The organism is Corynebacterium propinquum DSM 44285, from assembly GCF_000375525.1.
GTDB classification, from domain to species: Bacteria; Actinomycetota; Actinomycetes; order Mycobacteriales; family Mycobacteriaceae; genus Corynebacterium; species Corynebacterium propinquum.
This window is the reverse complement of record NZ_AQXC01000008.1, coordinates 88,418-105,746: the sequence shown is the minus strand read 5'-3', so window position 1 is coordinate 105,746 and position 17,329 is coordinate 88,418. Positions and strand designations below refer to the sequence as shown.

12 protein-coding genes and 1 tRNA gene are annotated in these 17,329 nt (G+C 56.4%); 4 read left to right on the top strand and 9 right to left on the bottom strand.

Annotation, left to right across the window (positions count from 1 at the left end; all coding sequences use genetic code 11):
* Positions 1-2: 2 nt before the first annotated feature.
* From B142_RS0107995 to B142_RS0107965, 7 genes are all read right to left on the bottom strand, one after another.
* Complete coding sequence (locus B142_RS0107995) at positions 3-986, bottom strand: ABC transporter permease (RefSeq protein WP_026167961.1); 984 nt, start codon at positions 984-986, stop codon at positions 3-5.
* A 307-nt stretch (positions 987-1,293) separates the two neighbouring features.
* Complete coding sequence (locus B142_RS0107990) at positions 1,294-2,973, bottom strand: urocanate hydratase (RefSeq protein ID WP_018121023.1); 1,680 nt, start codon at positions 2,971-2,973, stop codon at positions 1,294-1,296.
* Between the two features lie 120 nt (positions 2,974-3,093).
* Entirely contained in the window at positions 3,094-3,843 is a 750-nt protein-coding gene (locus B142_RS0107985) for an IclR family transcriptional regulator (protein ID WP_018121022.1), read from the bottom strand.
* Positions 3,844-3,867: 24 nt separating this feature from the next.
* Positions 3,868-5,226 carry a YjiH family protein gene (locus B142_RS0107980; protein ID WP_018121021.1) on the bottom strand — a complete coding sequence of 453 codons (1,359 nt, stop codon included), beginning with the start codon at positions 5,224-5,226 and terminating at the stop codon, positions 3,868-3,870.
* A 181-nt stretch (positions 5,227-5,407) separates the two neighbouring features.
* On the bottom strand, positions 5,408-6,763 hold the full coding sequence (locus B142_RS0107975) for an MFS transporter (RefSeq protein WP_018121020.1): 1,356 nt from the start codon (positions 6,761-6,763) through the stop codon (positions 5,408-5,410).
* A gap of 132 nt (positions 6,764-6,895) precedes the next feature.
* Positions 6,896-6,972, bottom strand: a tRNA-Met gene (locus B142_RS0107970).
* Between the two features lie 167 nt (positions 6,973-7,139).
* On the bottom strand, positions 7,140-10,145 hold the full coding sequence (locus B142_RS0107965) for a UPF0182 family protein (protein WP_018121019.1): 3,006 nt from the start codon (positions 10,143-10,145) through the stop codon (positions 7,140-7,142).
* A 123-nt stretch (positions 10,146-10,268) separates the two neighbouring features.
* Here B142_RS0107965 and B142_RS0107960 point away from each other — a divergent pair, with 123 nt between their 5' ends.
* Together B142_RS0107960 and B142_RS0107955 are read left to right on the top strand one after the other, a co-directional pair.
* Positions 10,269-10,916 carry a PPA1309 family protein gene (locus B142_RS0107960; RefSeq protein ID WP_018121018.1) on the top strand — a complete coding sequence of 216 codons (648 nt, stop codon included), beginning with the start codon at positions 10,269-10,271 and terminating at the stop codon, positions 10,914-10,916.
* A 62-nt stretch (positions 10,917-10,978) separates the two neighbouring features.
* A complete protein-coding gene (locus tag B142_RS0107955) occupies positions 10,979-11,701 on the top strand; it encodes a hypothetical protein (protein WP_018121017.1) in 723 nt (240 codons plus the stop codon).
* A gap of 21 nt (positions 11,702-11,722) precedes the next feature.
* Here the strand turns inward: B142_RS0107955 and B142_RS0107950 are convergent, their stop codons facing one another.
* Complete coding sequence (locus B142_RS0107950) at positions 11,723-12,859, bottom strand: YlbL family protein (protein WP_018121016.1); 1,137 nt, start codon at positions 12,857-12,859, stop codon at positions 11,723-11,725.
* Between the two features lie 90 nt (positions 12,860-12,949).
* Here B142_RS0107950 and B142_RS0107945 point away from each other — a divergent pair, with 90 nt between their 5' ends.
* Positions 12,950-14,350, top strand: coding sequence for a zinc-dependent metalloprotease (locus B142_RS0107945; RefSeq protein ID WP_018121015.1), 1,401 nt, complete (start codon positions 12,950-12,952; stop codon positions 14,348-14,350).
* Between the two features lie 65 nt (positions 14,351-14,415).
* Positions 14,416-15,348: a hypothetical protein gene (locus B142_RS0107940; RefSeq protein ID WP_018121014.1), complete on the top strand. Its 933-nt coding sequence runs from the start codon at positions 14,416-14,418 to the stop codon at positions 15,346-15,348.
* On the opposite strand, the gene B142_RS0107935 is transcribed toward B142_RS0107940, so the two are convergent.
* Positions 15,275-17,323 (bottom strand): ATP-dependent DNA helicase UvrD2, encoded by a 2,049-nt coding sequence (locus B142_RS0107935; RefSeq protein WP_018121013.1) that lies wholly within the window; start codon positions 17,321-17,323, stop codon positions 15,275-15,277. The genes B142_RS0107940 and B142_RS0107935 overlap by 74 nt on opposite strands.
* Positions 17,324-17,329: the final 6 nt, after the last annotated feature.

The window sequence follows — 17,329 nt, the reverse complement described above, 5'->3', positions numbered from 1 at the left end:
GGCTAGCTCACCCGTACCCGTGGATCGATGGCGACAACGACGAAGTCCGCCAGGATTGCAGAAAAGGCTGTCGAGGCAGCACCGAAAGCGGCGACGGCAACGACACCGTTGATGTCGTTATTTGCGATGGTGTCCAGGAAGTACTGCCCCATCCCCTGCCACGCAAAGATCTTTTCGGTCATAACAGCGCCGGTAAAAATCCCCGGAATAGAAAACGCCACCGAGGTAGCAACCGGGATGATCGAGGTGCGCAACGCGTGTCGGCGAATCGCCACCCCTCGTGGAAGTCCTTTCGCGCGGGCGGTACGGACATAATCGGCATTGAGGTTATCCAGCAGCAGGGTGCGCTGAGTCATGTGATAACCGGCATAAGAAATAAACACCATCGCAATCGTGGGCAAGGTCAGGTGCTGCAGGATATCGATGAGCGTCGGGAAAAATCCTTCGACGTGGATCGAGCGGGCGCCGATCACGTAAAAGACACGTTGACCGGTCCATTCATTGATTTTCAGACCAAAGCCCACGACGACGATCGAAGCCACGACGATGTGCGTATTCATCGCGATGATCGAAATACCTTGCCAAATGCGGTCACCGGCTTTGTACTGTCGGGATGCGGTGTAAACACCGATGGCTACACCAATCACGATGGACAGAATCGTGGCTAGCAAAAGCAGCTGCGCAGAGACCCAGATTCGATAGCCAACTTCGGCATTGACATCCGCGCCCACTGGTGATGAGCCCCAATCCCAGTGCAACACAACATTGCTAAGCCAGTTCCACCAACGTTCCAAAATAGGTGTCGACGGGCTTAAGTTATAGGGCTCCAGCATGGAGTCAATTTGCTCTTCGGGTATCGGCGGTCGCCGTGTTGCGTAATTCGACCTAGGGTCCAAAAAGGCAGAGGCCAGAAAGTACGTCAGGTTGGTCGCCAGAAAAATAACCAGCAGCCACCCCGTTACTTTCTTGAATAAGTAGCGAAACATACACTCTCCACTGAAATCCTGCGAGCACAGCCACCGCACCTTTGTAGGATGACAAAACCAAAACTACGGTGCGTAAGTTATATCACATGAGACTTGCCACAATACAAAGCAGTCAGTGACACAAACCTGTTCTAATGGCGTTTTAGCTCACAGCAGGAGAATATAAATAAATAAACCCCCGTTTGGCGACACACTGCACGCAGCCAGCGGCAGCCAAACGGGGGTGAGCAAAAACGAACACAGCGACGTTTCTGCCCGCCGTTGGTGGAGCTAGTTTTTCTAGAGTTTCTAGACTTCCTGACCTTTTCTAGCTCTCACGGGACTTAAATGGAGATGGCACGCGCACGCCGCGCTCTTCTGCGACCTCATTAGCCCGGTTATAACCGGCGTCGACGTGGCGGATCACACCCATCGCAGGGTCGTTGGTCAACACGGCTTTCAGCTTTTTCGCAGCCAGCTCGGTACCGTCTGCCACCGTGACCTGGCCACAGTGGATAGAACGGCCCATACCAACGCCGCCGCCGTGGTGCAGGGACACCCACGTGGCACCACCAGAGGTGGCGGTCAGCGCGTTAAGCAATGGCCAGTCAGCAACAGCATCGGTACCGTCCAGCATGCCTTCGGTTTCGCGGTACGGCGAAGCCACCGAACCGGAGTCCAGGTGGTCGCGGCCAATAACGATCGGCGCTTTGACCTTGCCTTCTGCTACCAGCTTGTTGAACAGCAAGCCAGCCTTGTGGCGCTCGCCGTAGCCTAACCAGCAGATACGTGCTGGCAGACCTTCGAATTCCACGTATTCTTCGGCAGCATCCAGCCAGTTGTGCAGGTGCTCGTTATCAGGGAACAGCTCCTTGATGGCTTGGTCAGTGACCTTAATATCTTCTGGGTCGCCCGAAAGCGCCACCCAGCGGAATGGTCCAAGCCCCTCGCAGAACAACGGACGGATATACGCCGGGACGAAGCCTGGGAACTCGAATGCGCGGTTGTAGCCAGCGTGCCGGGCTTCGTCACGAATGGAGTTACCGTAGTCGAAGACCTCTGCGCCTTCGTCCTGGAATTCCACCATCGCTTGTACCTGGGCGGCCATGGATTCCCGAGCTTTTTTGGTGAAGGTCTGCGGGTCAGCCTTAGCCTCCCGGTGCCACTCATCAACGGAGTGCTCTACCGGCAGGTACGACAACGGATCGTGCGCGGAAGTCTGATCAGTCACGATGTCGACGGTCAGCTCACCAGCACGGTGCCGCTTGAGCACCTCCGGGAAAATTTCTGCTGCGTTACCGACGACACCGATGGTCAGCGCACGCTTTTCTTCTTTGGCTTTATTAGCCATCTCAATGGCTTCGTCCAGCGACGTAGTGACCTCGTCGAGGTAGCGTTTGCCTTGCCGACGCTTCAATCGGGTCTCATCAACATCGGCGATAATGCACACGCCACCGTTGAGTTTCACGGCCAGTGGCTGTGCTCCCCCCATGCCGCCACAACCGCCGGTCAGAGTCAACGTGCCAGCCAGGGTGTCGTTGAAACGTTTGGTGGCAACAGCCGCAAAAGTCTCGTACGTGCCCTGCAGGATGCCCTGGGTAGCAATATAAATCCAGGAACCAGCAGTCATCTGGCCGTACATCATCAGGCCTTCGTCGTCGAGCTTGCGGAAGTGCTCCCAGTTAGCCCAATCCCCCACCAGGTTTGAGTTAGCGATCAATACGCGCGGAGCCCATTCGTTGGTGCGCAGCACGCCGACCGGCTTGCCGGACTGTACCAGCAAGGTTTCATCAGCCTCCAGGTCTTTCAACACGTCGACGATCGCGTCGAAAGATTCCCAGTTGCGGGCTGCTTTACCGGTACCGCCGTAGACCACGAGATCTTCCGGACGTTCCGCAACCTCTGGGTCCAGGTTGTTCATCAACATGCGCAGCGGCGCTTCAGTCTGCCACGATTTTGCGGACAATTCGGTTCCGCGTGGGGCGCGAATTTCACGGGGTTGCGACATTTTATCGGCGTCCTTTCACTCAAACACTTCGTTCTTGCTGTTTAATTTAGGAGTTTTCTAGATCACACAACAGACTCTCGACGGCGAATGTGTCTGAAATCCGAGACGGGCACATGCAACTTAGTCGCCTCGGTTGCCGTACATGCGCGCAGAAATCTCTAGAGCAGCAGTGCGCAACTGCTCGCGCAATTGCGCACTTTGCCCATCACGTAGGCTATCGACGGGATAAGTCACAGCAAGCGCAGCCGCAGGCCGTTGCAAGTGATCCAATACCGGAACCGCAACGCTGGCTTGCCCACGGCTGACTTCTTGCACCTCCACGTCAAAGCCGCGCTCGCGGACGTCGGCAAGATGTTTTTGGAATGCACCCCAACCCTCTGCCGGATCTGACGCCGAATACACCGCGCGATACTCCGTTTCCGGCAAATGCGCGAGCATCGCCCGACCTGACGCCGTGCCCACCGCAGGCAACCGGACCCCCACCTGACTAATCAGCGACACCGCCCGTGGGGCGCGAGTTTCTTGAAGATACACAATTTCCGTCGCAGACAGGCGCGAGAGATGCCCCGAACCGCCCGCGAAACTCGCAAGTTTCTCTAGGTACTTCTGACTCAAACGCACCAACGGCTGCTGCGTGGTATAAGCATTCGCCATAGAATACGCGGCCAAGCCAAGCCCATAGGTGCGCTCACCTGCAAGGTGAACGACGAACCCCGCCTCGACCATCTCCGATAACAGGTGGTATGTAGTCGAGCGCGGAATGCCCAGTTCACGATGGATGCGCGCGGCGGAAATCGGCACATCGATGGTAGAAAGCAGCCGCAAAATATCAAGCGTGTGGCGTGCTGCGGGGACCTGCGGGGAATTCATGATTTTTCAGACTAACGAATGGTGTTACAACAACAGATACGCAATTGGGGTGGCAATCAGAATGGTCAAAGCCACTCGCTGGAACCAAATGATGACGATAGCAGTGAGCGAAATTGGGATGCGGGTGGCCATGATGCACGGAATCAGTGCGGAGAAAAAGATGATCATCGAGATGGAGACCAAGCCGACGACGAACTTCGCAATCATGTCCTCCGAACCCGCCATGCTGGCGGCAGGCAGGAACATCTCCGCGATACCAGTGGCCATCGCCTGGCTGGCATCCATGGTTTCCGGCAGGCGCACGACCCAAGCGAAGGGATAGAACAAGTAGCCGATCCATTCAAATACCGGGGTGAAACGCTCCAACAAAATACCGCCAAGGCCAACAGAGAGAATTGACGGCACGATAGCACCGGCCATTTTGATGCCATCGACGAAGCTATCGAGCACCGCACGCCACAGGCTCGGAGCGTTTTCCAGGGTATACAAGGCTTCGTTCCACGCGGCCTTGATTCGGCTACCGCTGACGGTCGACTCTGGCTCCGGAGTCGCGCCCTCGTGATAATCATCCGGAATGCGGGACAGCGGCGGAATACGCACGGTGATGGCAGTGACCAGGAAGGTCACGACCAAGGTGGTGAAAAAGAAGGTGGTCCAGATTTCCATGAGGCCAAGTGCATTAGCGACAATGACCATAAACGCTGCCGAAACCGTCGAAAAGCCAGTGGCGATGATAGCGGCTTCTTTCGCGGTATAGCCACCGCGCTGATAAACGCGGTCTGTGATCAAGATACCCAGCGAATACGAGCCGACGAACGAGGCCACCGCATCGATGGCCGAACGACCCGGGGTTTTCCACAGCGGACGCATGATCGGCTGCATGAGCACCCCGATAAATTCCAAGAAACCATAGCTGACCAGCAACGCCAGGAAGGCCGAGCCGATCGGAACAATCAATCCAACCGGAGTAGCAATCTTTTCCCAGAGGAATGGCACCAGGTCTTCGTCGCCAAGTACCCACGGCAGCGCATCCAACACTGCCAACACCGCGATGATAAAACCAATGACATTCGTGACGACGAAAATCGCAGCGAGCGTGCCTTCTTTCCAGTCTTGGTTATAGATGGAACGCGCAGCACCAAAACCGGCCAGCGCCAGGATGATCCATGGGACGATGGCGGGCACACTATCCCGCACGATCGTGACCATGTGGTCGAGCGGGATCGAGCTTTTGTCTTGGTAGGTCAGTGGGAAGAAAAAGACGAACGCACCGATGGCGCTGTAGACAAACAACCGCCAGATATTTTTCGGCACCGGTGGGTCAGTATGCCCAACGCTTGGCACGTTGGTGACGTGCTTCGGTTCTGGAATGGTCGGCGACACGGCTATTCCCCTTTGCTCGACAGCTGGACTCAGCAGCTGGTTGCTCGTTACTACGTATTCACTGTTTCCGCGTCACATACCGTGGGTCGTGCGGGATAGATCGGCGGAATGAGTGATACCGATAACATTAGATTTTGTTGAACAGTGTGAGCAAGGCAATACAAAGGGTGCGAGTCTGGGATCACAGATTTTCGGGGTCTTCGTGGTCTCCGGTGTCGCCGCCACCGTTATCGCCGTCCGGTTCCTCATTACGCATCGCACGCACCTCCCGAGAGCCAGCCAGCAATAGCCAGCCCACAATCCCGGTCCCAATAACAACGGCCGCAAACCAGAAACGAGTACCAGATTCCACCATGGTGCCCGCAAGTGTCGGTACAACGACGCTGATAGCACTGCTAACCACGATAAAAATCGCCATCACGCGCCCCTGTAAATCCTGTGGGGTGACAGCAAAAACGTGGCCAAACAGGGCTGCATTTAATGCCGTCGACGGGAGCATACACGCCAGGCTCACCACCAGCATGACCCAGGGGCTGGCAGCCAAAAACAAAAACACGGCGAAGAAGACCAGCATGCTGCCTAGTCCAACGACAACCAGCAAACCAGGTGAATATCGATCCGTAAGCCACGGCACCAAAGCACTGCCGAGCAACGAACTGATGCTGAATCCTGCCATCACCAAACCGATAAGCCAGCCCGGCTCACCTGCATCTGACAGATAAAACGTGGTCCAGGAAAACGTACCGAAAACAAATAAGTTAATTAACGGTGCGCTGAGCAGAATCCGAAACAGCGCGTTACGTTCACGCAAAAATCTCCACGCCGGCCCATACCCGCCACTCAGCTTCGTAGTGAGGTTTCGCCGCCACCCCGTTGGTGGGCTATCGTGTGTTTCCGTCTGCTCTTCATCGCCCAGGCCAACTCCCTTTTCCTTATTCGGCCCCAGTGGCGTGCGAATTGCTAAAGCATTGATATAGAAACCGAGATTGCAGAAAAACTGCACCACAAATGGCGCTGGTGCCAGCACAGAATATAAAGCACCGGAGACCGGGCTGGCAGCGATCGATATCGTCGACTCCCGGGCTTCTGCAGCTCCTACTGCCCGAGGAAATTGCTCCGGAGAAATCACATTTTTCAGCGCGGCATCCATGACCGGGTCGAGCACACCCGTGATAGCACTACTAATCAGCACGAAGCTAGAATTTGCCACGACGGCAGCCTGCGTCGTCCAGTTTGCATAAAAATAACCACTCACGGTTATGGCAATCCCTAGCGAACATATGATGACGACTGGCGAAAACACCTTGAATAAGCTTCGGCGCTGTACGCTATCCGCAAGCGATCCGCCTACCGCTGATCCGAGGATGCCCAACAAACTAACGACAGAAAAGAACAGTCCCGCGGTTGCCACAGAGTCAAAGATCTCGACCGCCAGCAACATAGTCGCCAGACCCATGCCAGCAGATACCGACAGTAACGTTTCGCCAACAAACCAGCGACGATAATCCTTGACGTGAAAAGGGTTCTTATCTGCCATCCATGTAGCATACATCACAGATAAGACGCCATGTCATCGGGTTAAAGGGTTATACGACCCCCGAATCCAAGGAAGCCCGCATACGAAGAATCCCCAGCGGCGCTAAGCACCACTGGGGAATCCGTTGAATATTGGTAGCGGGGACAAGATTCGAACTTGCGACCTCTGGGTTATGAGCCCAGCGAGCTACCGAGCTGCTCCACCCCGCGTCGGATGATATTCAATTCACCTGCCAGCTTAAAGCTTTCGCCTTTGCGATCTCTCGCTCGCTGACATCATGTAACTATACATACCATCGCTAGATATGCCAAATCCCACTGTACGCTGGGCGCACAGCGGGATTATCGGCGTTGTACTGGCTCTAGATCGATGAACCTTAGTTCTGCGACTGGTAGTTTTCTACCGCCCGATCCAATCGATCCAGTGCGCGTCCGTATTCCTCGAAGGAACCATCACGTGCTTTCTCTAACTCCCGGAGCGCATCGTTAATGGCACCGACGCCGTCACCACTCGCCGGCGGAGTTGGGCCGGAACGCCCAGAAGAATCACGGCCACTGTCGGCATCATCATCCGAACCAGAAGCAGAAGACTCCGCCCTATCTGCCGAATCTGCATCGCCGTCGTCGCTCGAGGCAGCACCATCGCCGTCGACCAGATCAATATCCTGCGCTGCCTGGGAGTCAATGCCTACCTGCTCCAGTGCCTCACCGATGGTTGGCGCATAACCAATGCGGCCCTTGTACGAAACCAGAACACGCAGCAACTTCGGGAAGGCCGAGTCCTGGTCCTTACGCTCTGCGTAAATCGGCTCCAAGTAAAGAATCTCACCGCCGCCGACCGGCAAAGTTAGCAGGTTACCGTTGTACAGCTCGTTGGTGCGCTCCCACAGACCGCGGTCACGCGCGACCTGGTCAGACGACATCATCGCATCCTGCGCCTGGCGCGGACCCTGTGTCTGCGTGTTCGTCGGCAGCACCCGCACGGTGATGTCACCGTAGTTATCCGGATCAGACGTTACCGTCATATGTGCCGAGAGGAATTCACGCTCCAGACCACGGAATGGCGTCACCATCTGGAAGCTGGACTTGTCCGGGTTTTCTGGGTCCGCGGCCATCACGTAATACGGAGGCTGCGGCAATTCTTGGGATTCCGGCTGGGTTGGGTCCAGTGGAACCGACCAGAAGGCGTCGTTGGAGAAGTACACCCCTGGGTCATCCACGTGGTAGCGGGCCAGCAGGTTACGCTGCACCTTGAAAATGTCCTCTGGGTAGCGGAAGTGCGAACGCAACTCGTCAGAAATCTCGGATTCATCCTTCACGGTGTCCGGGAATACCCCGCGCCACGCATCCAGTACTGGATCCTCCGTATCAAACTCATAGAGCTCCACGGTGCCGTCGTAAGCATCCACGGTGGCTTTCACCGAGTTCCGGATATAGCCAATGCGATCATTAATCAGGCGCTGCTCCGTGCCCTCTGGGTTCAGCGCGTCGCGAGTAGCCTGCGACAACGACATTTCCGTGCTATATGGCATCGCATCCAGGGTGGTGTACCCATCTACAATCCATTTGATCTTGCCGTCAATCACCGCCGGGTAGGTGTGGGAATCAGTAGTCAACCACGGGGCGACCTTTTCGACGCGGGCACGCGGGTCACGGTCATACAAAATCTTCGATTCCGCACCAACGCGATCCGAGAGCAGGAAGTTCATCTCCTGGTATTTCGCGGCATAGATCGCACGAGAGAACCAGTTCCCAATGCCAACTCCACCTTCGCCGGTATAGGTATACGACGAATTATCAGTGTCATATTCCACGTCATTGCCGTTGCTGCCGACAATCGCATAATCCAGCCCATCGTCGGCCGAAGCAATCACAGGACCGTAGTACACACGCGGCTGATCCACCTTGATGCCGAGTTCTTCGGCATCTTCGTCCTCAGCCCGGGAAGCCAAGGTCTGCAAGTCAGAAACCGTATATACCGGGAAACCACCACGGGTAGAACCAGCGGATTCTGCAGCCTCGTTAATGGTGTTAGCCTGTGCCGCAACAAAACCGTTGCCATGGGTATACACCGTGTGGCGGTTGATCCAGGAACGCTGGTTTTCCCGCAGTGCATTAGGATCCAGCTCACGAGCAGCCACGACGAAATCGCGTTGTTCGCCGTCGATCTCATAGCGGTCCATGGACAGCACATCCGGGAAACCGTAGAAGTTACGCAACTGCTGTTGCTGGGTAAAGGTTGGTGCCAGAATGTCTGGATCCAGCAAACGAAGGTTGGAAATCGTGTTTTCATCCGCAGCGACGTCGTCGTCAGAAACGTCCCCCGCGCCCCAGTTGGTCTCATACTCCACGTTGGTTTCGTCGATGTTGTAGGCGAAGCGGGTGGCATCGATATTGCGTTCAATCGACTGCGCTTCTTTCAACGCGCGGTTCGGCTGCACGGAGAACTGCTCCATCAACATCGGCCACGCGGTACCGACAGCGATGGAGGTCACCAGCATCAGCACCACAGCCAGCCCCGGGATGCGCAGATCCTTGATCACGATAGCCATGAAAAATGCCACCGCCACCAACGCAGAAACCACGATCAAAATGATTTTGGCTGGCAAATCCGCATGCAGGTTGGTAAACGATGCACCAGCGAAAATATCGTGCTGGTTGAACAAAATCGTGTAGCGATCCAAGAAATAGCTAGCAACCTGGACCAACATCCACAGACCCGCAATGACGGCCAGCTGAATACGTGCGGGCTTCGATACCGATCCCTTCACGCCTGCCGCCTGGCTGCCAACGCGGATACCACCCAAAATGTAGGAGCCCACCAGCGACACCAAGAAGCTGACGATCAGCAGCACACTCAGCGAGGACACCAGAATATTCAGCAGCGGTAAGTTAAAGGCATAAAAGCCTAGATCCATACCAAATTCTGCATCTTCACGGCCAAAATCACCGCCATTCAAAAACAGCAGGACGGTGCGCCAGTAGGCCTGGCCCATGAATCCTGCTGCAATCGCAATGACGATCGGTGCGCCGTAGAGGAACTTGCGCATCGTCGCGGCAATAGAATCGCGGTACTGATACACCGGCGAGTTCATATCTGCCATTGAGACATCGCTCGGACGGTTTTTCCACGTGAGCCAACCGACCAGGAAGGTCACAAGCCCAGCGATAATACCGAAGGCAAAAAACAAAATGATGCGGGTGATGATCGCGGTCGTGTACACCCCGCGGAAATCAACCTCACCAAACCACTGCCAGTCGGTATACAGTGACACCGCGAGCGGGCCGAACGCGAAGAGCACCACGATAATGCCCACGAACCACGACAAGATGCGCGGCGGCTTACGCAGATTAGTTGACGGTTGGTTAAGGCTGCCAGCCAAGTCCAACTCCTTTAAAATTATCGAAAAATGGAAAGCGTTATAGTGATCTAGCTTAGGCAATAGTAGGCCGAAACAAAAGAACCAGCCGATCAAACCGCATCGAACCACAAGGATTGATTTCTGATGAATAAGCAGCAGATAACCCAGCCAATGCTCAATCGCGCGATGATGGAAGCCGTCGACTTCATTCACCCCGAGGGCTGGGATTGCCCACCGACCCTGTTTGCGTTGGTACCAACCCAGTTATTGGCCCAGCATGCCGTGGATGTCGACGACGATTCTCCGCTAACCCTCGTTGTCCAAGACGATCTGCCTAGCAATATCGAGCCAGGCTCCGAGCACCTTGCCGACTATGTCTCGCGGGTTATCTGGCCGGACAATGTCGTCGGTGCGGTTTTAGCCCAAGAAATCAAGTTCAAAGACACCGCAGATTCACGGGATTCTTCCCCGCGGCCTGCGCGTTTGTTCTCGGGCGTGATTCGGCACGATTTTGCCGCCACCAATGATTCTGCTCTAGTTGTCGACGACTTGCTTGCCGACGACTCCGATGATGGAAGTGCTGGCACTGTTCATTCGGACACTGCGCATACCGCAGAACCAGAAGGTATCGAACAAACCTTATTGCAACTGCGCCCTACCGAAAAAGAGCTTGCCGACGCCGGCCCATTCGCCGAAGATGATATCCAGCTGCGCGGTGGCCCAGGAATTGCTCCAGGAGTTATTGCTGCATTGCGGCATGGGCTCGACCAGAACTGCTATGACGTACTCTAGAGTCTCAATAGTCTCAACAAAAGGTTGAAACTTTGCCGAACCCGGGAGTTTTCGTGTCCGCCATGTTTTCTGCTCGCACGTTCACCACACGAGCCGCCACCCTAGCTGCCACCGCAGCCCTACCACTAGTACTCGTAGCGTGCGCTTCTGATGAGGGCAGCACCGATAAATCGGCGCAACCAGGTACTTCTACCACGACGGCAACGTCGACCAGCAGTGCTTCCAGTAGCGAAACCACCACCAGCAGCAGCACGTCGGCAAGCAGCACAACCACCGGTGCTTCTTCTACTAGTGCCACCACCAGCGCCTCTGGCGACGCCAGTTCAGCCGCAACCAGTGCAGGAGTTGCCGCAGACAAATCGGCAACCCCGACTACGACGTCGGCGCGGTCAACCCAAGCTAACAACTCCGCTGAGCTGCCGGAATCAGTAGAAAACGCCTACGAGATTTTTGGTGACCTGGTTCCGCGCTCGCTATTCGAAGAATTCGACTCCTGCGAAGCCGTCGGCATGCAAAGCTATTACAACTGCACCGGATCCGTCGGGCAGTTCCAATTCACCGAATCGAAATCCAAGGCAGTGTCCACACTGCAGACGTTAACCGAACTACGTACCTCGCAAGTCGTGGACGATTCCGGCGAGCGCGTCGTGGGTTGGTCTTCTTTGGGATCCACCGCGATCATCACGGTGGTGAACACCGAGTCCGGCCTGGTCATGCAGCATATGATCTCGGCTGATGCCGAAGAACCAGAACAGAAGATTAAAGAGCTAGGCCTGGTGAGTTAGCCACAGCTCGACATGAGCTAACTAGAGCTCAACCGCACAGGTTTCGACATCCTTGCCCTGGGCAAAAGCCTCCATCGCAGCGATGGCGTCGTCCAGGGTATTGACCTTCGCGATGACCATATCGCCATGGTCCACACTGGTGGCTTCCGCACAATTTTCCGCGGGCGCCAAAAACAGTTCCGCACCAACTTCATGCGATTTCGCCACCTTGTGGGCGATTCCGCCAATGGGCCCCACCTGCGCGTTCGCGGCAATAGTTCCCGTGCCCGCGACAAACTTTCCGCCGGTGAGATCGCCTTCGCTGAGTTTATCGATGACAGCTAAGGAAAAAATCATGCCCGCCGACGGCCCACCAACATCCTGCAGGTTATACGTCACATCGATTTCCGCATCCGGCACTGAAGTCATAGTAATCCCCAACAGTGCTTCGCCTGCTGCATGAGGGTTTTCCAGCAATTCGATATCTTCATCGTGCTTCTCGCCGTCGCGCTCGAACTCCAGACGGATCGTCTCACCCGGCTGATGCGAACGCACCGCGCTTTGCACATCCTCGGGTGCAGTCACGTCACGGCCATCGACTTTCACGAGCACATCGCCGTCGGCAAGCTGCTCGCTGCCAGCAGAAATATCGAGCACCTGGGCAATCGCAGTACGTGTCGGAATATCCAGGTAATTCATCGCGGCCACGGTCGCAGCGTCCTCCGATGCCGTAAACGCTGCTTGGTTTTGTTCCTGGAATTGCTCACGATCCGTACCCGGCGGATAAATCTTTTCAATCGGAACAATAGTGTCATCCGAGCCGATCCAACGCCCGAACGCCTGCACCACCGTCATGTTTGTGCGCACAGAGACAGTCGTCATATTGAGGTTTCCGGCGGGGTTTTCATCCACCTCATACTGCTCGCCGGCGTCGACGTCGACAACAGGTGTGCCACTGACATCGCTCAAGGTATTAAACGTCGGCCCCTTGCCCTCAGCGGCATACGGCACGGCCAGAGAGACATTGGTACCGGGAATATGATCCATGCTGACCAATCCGCCCACAATCACGACGGGGATGGCACCAAGCGCGACCTGGCTTACGCGCGGTGTTTTCTTCTTGCCGGCGTTGCCCGTTCGGGGAGTGTTCTCCGTGCGGGAATCTACAGCGTCATTCACCCCTCAAAGACTACCCTGTTCGCTCACAGCGTTGTGCTTTTCCGCGCCTGACGCAAGCACACGCGCCACCATGTTCTGTAGGTTGGAGACATGACTAACGGATTCGGATTTTCCTTTCCCACTAGTGGCAACGGTGATGACGACGATGACCGGAACCCCAACGGCCGTGGCGGTGGTCCCGGCGGCCTCGGCGATATGCTGAACCAATTCGGCCAGATGCTGTCTGGCATGGGTTCGTCGATGAATAACAGCAACGACGACTCCCCCGTTAATTACGACATGGCCAAGCGTATTGCCGGCCAGCAGATCAAATCTGCATCGAAGATTTCCACCCAAGACACCACCGCGGTGGAAGAAGCAGCCCGGCTGGCAGAACTCTGGTTAGACGACGCCACTGACTTGCCGACGGCCAACAACCGCATCGCTGCCTGGAACGCAGAGGATTGGCTGCAGCAGACGATTCCGATGTGGAAGCGCTTTGTTGATCCCGTAGCGAAACACATGAACGAAGCCCAACTGGAATCCATGCCGGAAGAAGCCCGGCAGATGATGGGCCCAATGTCGAATATGATGAGCCAACTTTCTGGCATGAACTTTGGCATGCAATTGGGCCACGCATTAGGTGACCTGGCAAAACAGGCTCTGACTGGTTCGGACTTCGGCTTGCCGGTGGCCCCCAGCGGCACCACGGCCGTGCTGCCGCACAATATCCAGTCCATCGCCCGCGATCTCAACGTGAAAGGCCAAGAGGTACTGGTCTATATCGCTGCCCGGGAAGTCGCGCGCCAACGCCTGTTTAAGCACGTGCCGTGGTTGAGTGAGCGTTTGGTCTCATCGGTAGAAGAATATGCGGTCGGTTTGGTCATTGGCACCAGTCATATTGAAGAAGCCGCTCGCGACCTCAACCTTGAATCTGGGGATCCCCAATCAATTCAGGATGCCATGCAGAATTTGCAGGGTATGGATCTCTCGCCACGGATTACCTCGCGGAATACCGCTGCGGTGGCTCGCTTAGAAACCTTGCTGGCGTTGATCGAAGGCTGGGTGGAATTCGTCGTTGGTGAAGCCTTGCAGGATCGCATTCCATCCACCCAGGCCATGGCAGAAGCGTGGCGACGTCGTCGGGCCTCCGGTGGTTCTGCGGAACAAGCCTTCGAAAAGGTCGTCGGCATTGAGCTCAGCGCACCACGGGTGAGTGACGCTGCCGAGTTGTGGCGCCGCTCTACCGTTGCGGTCGGCGTGGATCGGCGTGATTCAGTATGGGAGCACCCGGACTTTTTGCCGCAACCTGAGCACCTGGATAACCCAGCTGCCTTTATCGATGGTTTGCTGGATGAAAGCGGTGACCAGGAATTTGAGGCGGAGTTCGCCAAACTGGAAGAAATGCTGCGCAGTGAGGGCAACGGTGAGGCCGGTGGTGAAGGCGGCAGTGAGAACACTGGTACCGACGCCGATTCGCACGACTCAGGTGATTCTGATGACGAGCGTTAGCAGCTCGCGTTAATCTGAATATGGTCTAAATTACGCCGCACAAACTCTCGGGGGGGGGGATTTGTATGGGAGGCGAGCAACACCGGTTTTATTTCGCACCTGGTGTGCGCGTTGTCCAACGAGACGAACACTGCCTGCAATTCGGTGTTGATTCCACCCGTGTAGGCATCATCGAAACCGCACGGCCCGATGCATTCGCAGCGGGCCTGCACCAACTTCCTCGCGTTTTTAGCCGCGAGGATTTTTCCATGGCGTCCCGCTACGCGGACCTTAGCCAATCCGCAGCACATAGCTTATTTGATGACTTGCTGGCCTACGGCATTATCCGATCGGCAGCGCCCAAGCCCGTCATAGTATTCGGAACCAGCCCGCTGGCAACAATGGTGCGCAATAGCCTGGCCGAGGCCAATTTTCTGGTCCGATCTCCGCTTCCGGGCGAACCAGAAGAAACCTACCTCAGCATGCAAAATGCGAAAGACAACAATATCCCGTTGGTCATCGTGGATAAGCTCGCAGATACCACGGGCCTTTCGCCGATGTTGTTATCGCTAGCTCGCACCTGGATTCCCGTATCACTCATCGATGCCACCAGCGTGGTCGGCCCCATTCATGTCGACGGTGTGGGTCCGTGCCCGCTGTGCATGGAATTGCATCGCACGGACCGGGATCCCACGTGGCATGCCGCGGCACAAGGCTTACGCCAAGGCACCACACAACCCTCACAGGCAGGACACCACTTCCCTACCGCAGCGGCGCATCTCGCCATCGCGCAGGTCATCGTGGTATTGGAAACGCTCTACGGGCTGAGCCCGCCGCCTGGTGCCCTACCGCACCGGCTGCACCCGGGCCAGCTCTACGAATTAGATCCTTATGCCCGCCCACAGCAGCGCATCATCGATAACCACCCGCGGTGCCCGGAGTGCTTTATGCATACTGGCGGACGATATCCAATAAATCCTGGCCAAACAGCTGGGCTTTCTTCCGACCTATTCCACTGATGGCGTAGAGTTCATCCACCGTCGTCGGTAGTGCTTCGCTGACGGCTTGCAGGGTGGCATCGGAAAAAATGATGTACGCAGGAACCTGTTCCTCTTTGGCTACTCGTGCCCGCCAGCCGCGTAGTTGCACGAATAATTCCTCATTTCCGGGAGATTCACACTCAGTGTGCCTGCCGACGACTTTCTCGCCGGGGGTAGTCAGCGGTTGTTTACACACCCGGCATTTTTTCGTCTTCCGCACTCGCGCCGCAGATGGTTCTTCAGCCTGGGATGCCGCGACGAGCCCGTCAAGAAACCTCGTGCGCTTACGGCTAGCCCGCCCACCTTCTTGCCGGGCCGGTGCCCACGACAACGCCAGGTGCTTCCGGGCACGCGTGATGCCGACATAAAACAGGCGCCGTTCTTCTTCGATCTGCTCGTCACCGGCGTCAATCGCGTAACGAAAAGGCAACAATCCTTCAGTCAGGCCCGCCAAAAAGACCGCGTCCCATTCCAGACCCTTGGCAGCGTGCAAGGTCACCAACGTCACGCTATCGACGGTCGGCGGCTGTTTATCCGCAGCACGGCGCCGCAGCTCCCCCAGGACGACTTCCAAAGAATCGGTATCGCGCATCTGCACAATCTCTTCGACAAGATCCACCAATGCCCGCAACAGTTGCCAGCGCTCTCGTTCCTGGGCGCCATCGGGTTCTTGGGCAGAATAGCCCAGCGGGGCCAAGGCAGCGCGGGTAATCGCGACTGGATCCGGCGGCAAATTAGGTTTCAGGTTCGCCCGAATCAACTGCTGTATGGCATCCAGGATGACTCGGTTATCGAAAAAGCTGGCGCCGCCGCGAACCTGGTAGGCGATACCGGCGTCGGCAAGCGCTTGTTCCAGCACTGCGGATTGCGCATTAATGCGGTAGAGCACGGCAATTTCTTTGGCCGGAACGCCTTGTTCCATCAAAGTGAGGATGTGCCCAGCGATCTCACGGGCTTCCACCGGGTCGGATTCATATTCCTGAAACGTCGGCTCCGGCCCCGGTTCACGCATACCCTGCAGTTCCAAGCGCGTACCCGCGATGCGACCTTGCGCGGCACCGATGACCTGGTTCGCCAGACCCGTAACCTGTGGGGTCGAGCGGTAGTCGCGCTGCAGCTTGACGACGTGCGCGTTGTCGAAATGACGCGGGAAGTCCAGCAAATACTGCGGGGTTGCTCCGGTGAACGAATAAATCGTCTGGTTTGCATCACCGACAACGGTGAGGTCATCACGGTCTCCCAGCCAGCCTTCCAACACACGCTGCTGCAGGGGCGTGACGTCCTGGTACTCGTCAACGACGAATGTGCGGTAGCGTTCCCGAAATTCCTCTGCCACCGCCGGAGCGTTTTCCATGGCACCAGCGACATGCAACAAGAGGTCGGAAAAATCCAGGTGCATGCCTTCGTCGCTGGTTTTCAGCTGCTCATAGCGACGATAAACTTCCGCGACTTGTTCCGCTGGCAGGGGTGGAGTACGGGAAATGCTATCGACGTATGCGGCATAGCCGTCGGCGCCGAGCAAGCTTGATTTTGCCCATTCGATCTCATTGAGCAAATCGCGAATAGTGTCTTTGCTCGGGGTATTCGTCACAGAGCGGGCGGCGCGGGCTACCACCGGAAATGCACTGTCGAGAATTTTCCACTTCAGATCCCCAGCAATTTGCGGCCAAAAATAGCGGAGTTGGCGCAGCGCCGCGGCGTGGAAAGTCATTGCCTGCACTCCGCCGATATTCATGCTGGCCAGGCGGTCCCGCATCTCACCGGCTGCACGGGAAGTATAGGTCAGTGCTAACACGCTGTTGGTGGTAGCGAATCCCTGGTCAATCAGATGTGCGATGCGATAGGTGATGGTGCGGGTTTTTCCAGTCCCGGCACCGGCGATGATCGCAACCGGTCCTCGTGGAGCTGTGGCTGCGGCACGCTGGTCGTCGTCAAGCACTTCCAGGTTCACCATGGGTTT

What these genes read in the sequence shown, in the direction of transcription:
- B142_RS0107995 (WP_026167961.1), bottom strand. Translation starts at nt 986, where the DNA reads ATGTTTCGCTACTTATTCAAGAAAGTAACGGGGTGGCTGCTGGTTATT.
- B142_RS0107990 (WP_018121023.1), bottom strand. Translation starts at nt 2,973, where the DNA reads ATGTCGCAACCCCGTGAAATTCGCGCCCCACGCGGAACCGAATTGTCC.
- B142_RS0107985 (WP_018121022.1), bottom strand. Translation starts at nt 3,843, where the DNA reads ATGAATTCCCCGCAGGTCCCCGCAGCACGCCACACGCTTGATATTTTG.
- B142_RS0107975 (WP_018121020.1), bottom strand. Translation starts at nt 6,763, where the DNA reads ATGGCAGATAAGAACCCTTTTCACGTCAAGGATTATCGTCGCTGGTTT.
- B142_RS0107960 (WP_018121018.1), top strand. Translation starts at nt 10,269, where the DNA reads ATGAATAAGCAGCAGATAACCCAGCCAATGCTCAATCGCGCGATGATG.
- B142_RS0107955 (WP_018121017.1), top strand. Translation starts at nt 10,979, where the DNA reads ATGTTTTCTGCTCGCACGTTCACCACACGAGCCGCCACCCTAGCTGCC.
- B142_RS0107945 (WP_018121015.1), top strand. Translation starts at nt 12,950, where the DNA reads ATGACTAACGGATTCGGATTTTCCTTTCCCACTAGTGGCAACGGTGAT.
- B142_RS0107940 (WP_018121014.1), top strand. Translation starts at nt 14,416, where the DNA reads ATGGGAGGCGAGCAACACCGGTTTTATTTCGCACCTGGTGTGCGCGTT.
- B142_RS0107935 (WP_018121013.1), bottom strand. Translation starts at nt 17,323, where the DNA reads ATGGTGAACCTGGAAGTGCTTGACGACGACCAGCGTGCCGCAGCCACA.